Consider the following 8,393-nt stretch of genomic DNA (forward strand, 5'->3'; position numbering starts at 1 on the left):
ATCGTTATAGAATTAAGGAGGAAGACCTATGCTGAAAGACTTTATAAAAGCCGATTTACCGGATGAAGAAGAGCTGAAGACAAAACTCAAGGAAGAACGCGCTCGCCTGTCTGCATTCCAGATGAAGATAAAAGAAGCAGGTCTTCCCGTGATGGTTTTGTTTGAAGGCTGGAACGCTGCAGGAAAAGGCGCCCTGATCGGTAAGGTCATAAGGAACATCGACCCGAGATTCTTTAAGGTTGCCACCATGGACAGGGAGCCAAGCCCCGAGGAGAAGAGATATCCCTTCCTCTACAGATACATAAAAGAAATCCCCGAAGCCGGCAAATTCCGCTTCTTTGATACCTGCTGGATGGAGGAAGTGGTTGACGGCGTGCTTGATAAAAAGCTCACCGAAGAGATTTACCAAAAAAGAGTTCACTCCATAAACGTCATTGAAAGGCAGCTTTGCGACAACGGTTATCTGGTCATAAAGTTCTTTTTCCATATATCCAAAAAAGAACAGAAAAAGCGCCTGGAAGCTCTTCAGAACAGCAAGGACACAAGTTGGCGTGTAGACAAGGACGACCTTCTTCAGAACAAGCACTATGACAGGTGTCTTGAGGTGTTTGAGAAGTACCTTAGCGACACCAATCAGTCCCGCGCTCCGTGGTACATCATCGATGCCACAGACAAGAAGTGGGCAGAGCTCCAGGTTTTGCAGTTCCTTAATCAGGGCATAGATATCGCACTCAAGAACCAGAAGATGAATGTTCCGATTCTTCAGAACACCTTCCCTCTTGAAAAATCCTGTAAGCTTTCTGAGATATCTCTTGAGGATAAGACGGTATCTGCAGCGGACTACGATGCCGAGCTGGACAGACTTCAGAAGGAGTTAAAAGAGCTTGGAAACAAAGTTTACAGAAAAAAGATCCCTGTAATCATTGCCTACGAAGGCTGGGATGCTGCCGGAAAGGGCGGAAACATAAAGAGAATCACAGAGGCCTTAGATCCAAGAGACTACGTGGTTGAGCCGATCGCCAGCCCCGAGCCCCACGAAAAGGCCCGTCACTATCTGTGGAGATTCTGGACAAGACTTCCAAAGACCGGCCACATCACCATTTTCGACAGGACCTGGTACGGCCGTGTAATGGTTGAAAGGCTTGAGGGGTTCTGCTCCGAGAACGACTGGCAGAGAGCCTACAACGAGATCAATGAGTTTGAAAAAGAGCTGAGCGACTGGGGCGCAGTCATCATCAAGTTCTGGGTTCAGATCGACAAAGACACTCAGCTGGAGCGATTCAACGACAGACAGAACACTCCCGAGAAGCAGTGGAAGATCACCGACGAGGACTGGAGAAACCGTGAGAAATGGGACCTCTACGAGGGCGCCATAGATGAGATGATTGCAAAGACCAGCACCACCTTTGCACCCTGGTACGTACTTGAATCCGTGGACAAGAAATATGCAAGGATTAAGGCACTGAAGATCGTCATTGAGCAGATCAAAAAAGCTCTTGAATAAAAAACAACAGCCTCTTCACTTAACTGTGAAGAGGCTGTTCTATGTATGATCAATTTACAATATTCCTTGGTTTTCCTTCCATCCAGCTCACAATGTTCTTCTTGACTTCGTCAAGGCAACGGGTTCTTGCCTGTGTGCTGGCCCAGGCCAGGTGCGGTGTTACAATAAGTTTTCCGCTGTCCTGAATTTTCAAAAGAGTGGAGTCTTTATCCATGGGCTCGGGACTTAAAACGTCGAGTCCTGCTGCGGCTATTTCTCCGCTTATAAGAGCATCCGATAAGTCTTTTTCCACAACAACCGCGCCTCTTGCGACATTGATGAGGATTGCGGTTTTCTTCATTTTCTCGAAAGCTCTTTTGTCAAAAAGATCTCTTGTCCTGTCGGATAAAGGACAGTGAAGGGAGATCACATCTGACCTTGTAAGAAGCTCATCAAAGCTTACCTGCTCGTATTCTGTGCAGTCACTGTGTCCGGAGGAGGCATAAAAGATAACATGAGCGCCGTAAGCTGTAGCTATCTGAGCGACCTTCCTTCCGATGTTTCCCATGCCAACGATTCCATAGGTCTTGCCATCAAGCTCATCGAAGGGAATATCCAGGCAACAGAAATGAGACTGGTTTGCATAGGCTCCGCTCTTAACAAATTCATCATAGTGACGGAGATTCTCCATCAGGTAAAAGAGCATGGCGAAGGTGTGCTGGGCAACGGAGGCTGTAGAGTAGTTCACAACATTTGCAACCTTTACTCCGTGTCTGTCACAAGCCGGAATGTTGGCATTGTCAAAACCGGTTGCGAACTCGCAGATGAGCTCAAGGTCCGGTGCTGCATCAAGGAGCTTGTCCGTTATCTGGCTCTTGTTGATCACAAGGACGTTAGCGCCCTTGAGCCTTTCTGCCGCATTTTCCTCAGTCACCTTGTCATCATAATAAGTAACCTCTCCCAGCTCATCATAAATGCTGTAGTCCATATCTGTTCCGACACTGTCTTTGTCAGCGATCACTATCTTCATGCGTAATGCTCCTTCTATGTTAATACTTACTGCCTTTCGCAACCCAGTTCACTATATCAAATACTGCCGTTAGTATCAATTGCAAAGCAAAAGTCCCCTCCGCCGGTGAAAGCGGAGAGGACTTTTTCAGTCGTCGATAAATTATGCGAAAGGATTCTCTGTTGGATAAGGAAGAGATGCAGGCTGATTGTAGCCGATTGTCTCTGCTCCAACATACTTGAATACCTCAAAGAGTGCCTTTCCAAAGTGTCCGAAAGCAACTGCTCCGTGGTGAGGGAAGTTGTTCTGGATAAGAACGTGTCTGTAGAATCTTCCCATCTCAGGAATAGCGAATACACCGATACCACCGAAGGACTTTGTAGGAGTATTGAGAACTTCTCCCTGTGCAACATATGCACGAAGGTGGTTGTCAGATGTGCTCTGCAGTCTGTAGAATGTGATATCACCGGGAATGATGTCACCCTCAAGTGTTCCCTGTGTAACTTCCTCAGGAAGGTTACGAGCCATGATTCTCTGGAACTTCATCTCGCAGCTTGAAAGCTTGCTTGTGCATGTATTTCCGCAGTGGAATCCCATGAATGTATCTGTGTGCTTGTAGCTTGTCTGATTCTTGATTGACTGCTCGTACATATCATCAGGTACAGAGTTGTTGATATCAAGAAGTGTAACAGCGTCGTTACTGATGCATGTTCCGATGAACTCAGAAATTGCACCGTAGATATCTACTTCACAGGATACAGGAATTCCGCGTCCTGTAAGTCTTGAGTTAACGTAGCAAGGAACGAAACCAAACTGAGTCTGGAATGCAGGCCAGCACTTTCCGGCGATACATACAAACTTCTTGCTTCCTCTGTGCTCCTCGATCCAGTCAAGAAGTGTAAGCTCGTACTGAGCAAGTTTCTCAAGGATCTCAGGCTTCTTGTTACCTGCGCCGAGGTCTTTCTCCATGTCAGCCTTGATGTCAGCGATTCTAGGATCACCTGCGTGCTTGTTGAAGCTCTCGAAGAGGTCAAGCTCTGAGTTCTCTTCAACCTCAGCACCGATGTTGTAGATCTGCTGGATAGGTGCGTTACATGCAAGGAAGTTCATAGGACGAGGTCCGAATGCGATAACCTTGAGGTTTGAAAGACCATAGATAGCTCTTGCGATAGGCACGAACTCGTTGATCATCTTAGCGCACTCATCAGCTGTTCCTACAGGGTACTCAGGAATATAAGCCTTTACGCCGCGAAGGTGGAGGTTGTAGCTTGCATTGAGCATTCCGCAGTAAGCATCTCCTCTGCCGTCGATAAGGTCATTCTGTGACTCCTCTGCAGCTGCGCAGAACATAACCGGTCCGTCGAACTTCTCAGCGATAAGTGTCTCTGAAATCTCAGGTCCGAAGTTTCCAAGATATACGCAAAGTGCGTTACATCCGGCTTTCTTGATATCCTCAAGAGCTTCCATAGCCTGGATCTCGCTCTCGATGATACATACAGGACACTCATAGATATCCTTCTCATCAAAGTTCTTCTTGTAGGCATCGATAAGAGCCTTTCTTCTGTTTACAGCAAGTGATGCCGGGAAACAGTCACGGCTAACTGCAACGATACCGATTTTTAAATCTGGAATGTTAATCATAATAATCCCCTTTCTACTCTCAGAAATCTTGTTTTATTTTCAGAGGCCAGATGCCTCTTAGATACATTTATCAAAGCTCGGCAAGTGCCTTGTAATCATCCTTAAGGTCTGCATAGAGCTTCTTGTAAAGCTTGTGGTACTCTGCATACTTGGCAGCGTTATCTGCTACAGGCTCAGTCTCTTTTGCCTTAGTGATAAGCTTGTCGCAGGCTTCCTGTACGCCCTCATATACTCCGCTGCCTACGCCTGCCAGGATTGCTACGCCAAGAGCAGGTCCCTGTTCCTGGTTGATGGTTGCAACCTTGCATCCGTAGAGGTCTGAGAGCATCTGTCTCCAGATCTTGCTCTTTCCGCCTCCGCCGCAGGCCATCATCTCTTTTACACTGATACCCATTTCATTGAGGATATCGTTGCAGTCGCAGAGTGAGTAGGAAACGCCTTCCATAACTGCTCTTAAGAGATGCTTTCTTGTGTGGATACCTGAAAGTCCGAAGAACACGCCTCTTGCCTTGTCATCAAGGTGTGGTGTTCTCTCACCGTTAAGATATGGCAGATAGATAAGTCTGTCTGATCCAACGGGAACGGTCTCGATATCCGCATTTATAAGGTCATAGGGATCAACTCCCTTTTCCTTGGCTTCTTCTATATAGCTCTGGCAGAAGTTGTCTCTGAACCACTTAAGTGAGAAACCTGCTGCCTGGGTAACGCCCATGATGTGCCATGCGCCCGGTACTGCGCAGCAGCATGTGTGAACTCTGCCCTTAGGATCGATGGATACCTTGTCTGTATGTGCAAATACAACGCCTGAAGTTCCGATGGTTGTGAAGGCTGTTCCCTCTCTTACAACGCCTGTTCCTACAGCAGCAGCTGCATTATCACCTGCGCCTCCGACAACTACAGTGTCTGTAGTAAGTCCGAGCTGACTTGCGATCTCTGGTAAAAGAGTTCCTGTAACCTCGCAGGACTCATGCATCTTGCCAAGGAGTGCTCTGTCGATTCCGAGCTTGTCTAAAACTTCCTGTGACCAGTCACGCTTTGAAACATCCATCAGCTGCATTCCTGATGCATCTGAAACCTCTGTAGCGAACTCACCGGTCAGAACGTATCTGATGTAATCCTTAGGTAAAAGAATGTGTCTGCACTTCTTGTAGTTCTCAGGCTCCTTGTTGCGAACCCATAAGATCTTGGCAGCTGTCCATCCTGTAAGAGGAGGATTGGCTGTGATCTCGATCCACTTCTCACGAGGCATGATCTTAAGCATCTCTTCTACTTCATCGCCTGTTCTCTGGTCGCACCAGATGATTGAAGGTCTGATCACTTCGCCGTTTTCATCCAGCATTACAAGTCCGTGCATCTGTCCGGAGATACCGATACCCTTGATATCTGCAGCATCTGATACCTTACCTGAATCAAGAGCTTCCTTGACAACAGCTGCTACAGTCTCAAGTGAAGCCTTCTTCCAGTCATAAGCATCCTGCTCAGCCCATCCGTTCTGGGGAGTGTACATGGGATACTCGTAAGCTCTCTCAGCAACAACGCCACCGTTCTCATCAAAAAGAACTGTCTTGGTTGCTGAAGTTCCAACATCAATTCCTATAAGATATTTCATATTCATACCCCCGTCTCACGCATTAAAATACGTGTTCAAAAAAAATATATAATAATACAACTTAAAATACAACATTACAAATTTGCAGAAAAAATGCCCGTGTTTCTATTCATTTTTACTATGCTTGTATTCAAAATTTATTAAAGCTGTACATCTTTGGCTGCACATTTAACACCGGTGAGTTCTTCCGACCTCTTATCGGGCTGTGATGTGCCTGCGTAGATGGTGAAATTCTTGGAAAAGAGGTCTCTTACGCCCTCTTCGTCTACAGAAGTAAATGCCTTTCTGTTTATATCAACAACGACCTTTTTCTCTTCTCCTGCAGCAAGGTGAACTCTCTTAAATCCGCAAAGGCTTGGATTTGGAATTGCAAGGTCAAAACCTGTGTCCTTGATGTAGATCTGAACAACATCGTCGGTATCTCTTTTGCCCTCGTTCACAACTGTAGCTGTAACCTTGGCTCCGGCAAACTCGCCCTTGTCATCTTTAACAAGCTCAACGTCTACATCCTTTACGCTGCACTTACCGTATGTAAGTCCGTATCCGAAAGGATAAAGAGGTGTTCCCTCAAAGTATCTGTAAGTCCTGTTCTTCATGGAGTAATCCTTAAAGTCAGGAAGATCATCTGCCGACTTGTAGAAGGTTACAGGAAGCTTACCTGAAGGTGATACGTCGCCGAAGAGGATGTCTGCAACGTCTCTTCCGCCCTTTGCTCCCGGATACCATGCCTGGATGACTGCAGCAGCCTTGTCCTGTGCAACACCGAGGTTGATGGAGCTTCCGGACATGTTGATAACAATTGTTGGCTTGCCACATGCAAGAACGGAATTAAGGAGCTGTCTCTGAGGAATAGGAAGCTCAAGATTTACCTTGTCTCCTGATGCAAATTGATTACCTGCATCTCCTTCCTCACCCTCAAGATTCTCATCAAGTCCTACTACAACTACCATTACATCTGAGTAATCAGCGATGGTCTGAACTTCTGAGAGTCTGTCAGGATAGTCCTGATCTGAAAGGTTGCTGAGGTTTGGCTTCCAGAGATCGCATCCTTCAGAATAAAGAACTCTTGCACTTCCCTCTACCTTATCCTCAATACCCTCAAGTACGGTAACGAATCTTGATGATGTTCCGTGGTAGTTACCCTGAAGTGCTATTCTTGAATCGGCGTTTGGTCCCACTACACCGATGGTCTTAAGCTTGGTCTTATCCAGCGGAAGGAGTCCGTCATTCTTTAAAAGAACTATACTCTCAGCTGCAGCTCTGCTTGCAACCTTCTGGTGCTCGTCACACTCAACCACTGTGAAAGGAATATTGTCGTACTCAGTCTTATCAAACATTCCAAGAAGGAATCTTGTTGTAAAGAGTCTTACTGCTGACTCTGTGATCTGCTCCTCTGTGATAAGTCCTGCTCTGTAAGCATTCATCATCTTCTGGTAGGTACATCCGCAGTTCACATCGCATCCCATCTCAAGGGCCAGCTTAACCGATTCCTCAGCTGTTGCTGTAACCTTGTGATTCTCATGGAAATCGCGGATAGCCCAGCAGTCTGATACGAAGTGTCCTTTAAATCCCCATTTGCCACGAAGAAGGTCAACCATAAGTGGCTTGTTGGCGCAGCAGGGCTCTCCGTTGGTTCTGTTGTAAGCTCCCATTACCGCCTCTACATTTCCTTCTTTTACGCAGGCTTCAAATGCAGGAAGGTAAGTCTCCTCGAGGTCCTTCTTGCTGGCCTTGGCATCAAAGAAATGTCTTTCGCCCTCAGGTCCTGAGTGAACAGCAAAGTGCTTGGCACAAGCTGCTGCCTTCATGTACTCTCCATCTCCCTGAATTCCCTTTATAAAAGGAACTGCCAGGGTTCCTGTAAGGAACGGATCCTCTCCGTAGGTCTCATGTCCGCGCCCCCATCTGGGATCACGGAAGATATTAACGTTTGGTGACCAGAAGGTAAGTCCCTTGTAAATATCTCTGTCACCGCGCTTTGCCTGCTCGTTGTACTTGGCTCTTCCTTCCTCTGCGATAACCTCTCCGACCTGCTTCATGAGGTCCTCATCAAAGGCTGCAGCCAGTGCAATTGCCTGTGGAAACATGGTGGCTGTGCCGGCTCTTGCAACACCGTGAAGCGCCTCATTCCACCAGTTGTAGGCCGGAACACCCAGCCTGTCTATTGCAGGTGAGTCATAGCGAAGCTGAGATGCCTTCTCTTCGACTGTCATCTTGGCAACCAGCTCTTTTGCCCTGTTTCTAGCTTCTTCTCTGTTCATTGCGTACCCCTTTTATTTATGTAATGTTGAAAAAAGGTCATTCTTACAAATATTAGTTTATTCTTATGGGCTGGTTTTTTCTTATCACATTTTGGCATCTTATTCTTAAATATGTGGAGTCAGTGGGGACGGCTCTCTTGGGGAGTCAGTGGGGACGGTTCTCTTTGACTCCCTTTTGTTTAGGTGTTTTATACCTCTTGATTATCGAAAAAGGGAGTCAAAGAGAACCGTCCCCACTGACTCCCCAAGAGAACCGCCCCACTGACTCACACAAAAAAGGGCCGCGCCCTAAAGCGCAATGTCATTAAGTTAAGGGTCGCGAATCAATCAAAGATATAATAAAGAGAGACTGATAGCATTATTTCAGTCTCTCTTTTGCTTTTTATGGTA

5 protein-coding genes are annotated in these 8,393 nt (G+C 46.6%); 1 reads left to right on the plus strand and 4 read right to left on the minus strand.

The genetic code is table 11. From position 1 onward, the window contains the following. Window positions 1–28 precede the first annotated feature (28 nt). Window positions 29–1,504: a polyphosphate:AMP phosphotransferase gene (gene pap, locus G589_RS0108015; RefSeq protein ID WP_026521744.1), complete on the plus strand. Its 1,476-nt coding sequence runs from the start codon at window positions 29–31 to the stop codon at window positions 1,502–1,504. A gap of 49 nt (window positions 1,505–1,553) precedes the next feature. Here pap and G589_RS0108020 read toward each other — a convergent pair whose 3' ends face one another. The 4 genes from G589_RS0108020 to G589_RS0108035 all read right to left on the minus strand — a co-directional run bounded on the left by G589_RS0108020 (window position 1,554) and on the right by G589_RS0108035 (window position 8,003). Further along, window positions 1,554–2,513, minus strand: a complete 960-nt coding sequence (locus G589_RS0108020) for a D-2-hydroxyacid dehydrogenase (protein ID WP_026521745.1) — start codon at window positions 2,511–2,513, stop codon at window positions 1,554–1,556. Window positions 2,514–2,654: 141 nt separating this feature from the next. Beyond that, window positions 2,655–4,133 carry an L-fucose/L-arabinose isomerase family protein gene (locus G589_RS0108025; protein WP_022766461.1) on the minus strand — a complete coding sequence of 493 codons (1,479 nt, stop codon included), beginning with the start codon at window positions 4,131–4,133 and terminating at the stop codon, window positions 2,655–2,657. Window positions 4,134–4,203: 70 nt separating this feature from the next. Further along, complete coding sequence (xylB, locus tag G589_RS0108030; protein WP_022768008.1) at window positions 4,204–5,742, minus strand: xylulokinase; 1,539 nt, start codon at window positions 5,740–5,742, stop codon at window positions 4,204–4,206. A 140-nt stretch (window positions 5,743–5,882) separates the two neighbouring features. After that, window positions 5,883–8,003, minus strand: coding sequence for a glycoside hydrolase family 3 C-terminal domain-containing protein (locus G589_RS0108035; RefSeq protein ID WP_026521746.1), 2,121 nt, complete (start codon window positions 8,001–8,003; stop codon window positions 5,883–5,885). Window positions 8,004–8,393 lie beyond the last annotated feature (390 nt).

Source organism: Butyrivibrio sp. VCB2001, from assembly GCF_000423965.1.
In the GTDB taxonomy this organism is placed as follows: domain Bacteria; phylum Bacillota; class Clostridia; order Lachnospirales; family Lachnospiraceae; genus Butyrivibrio.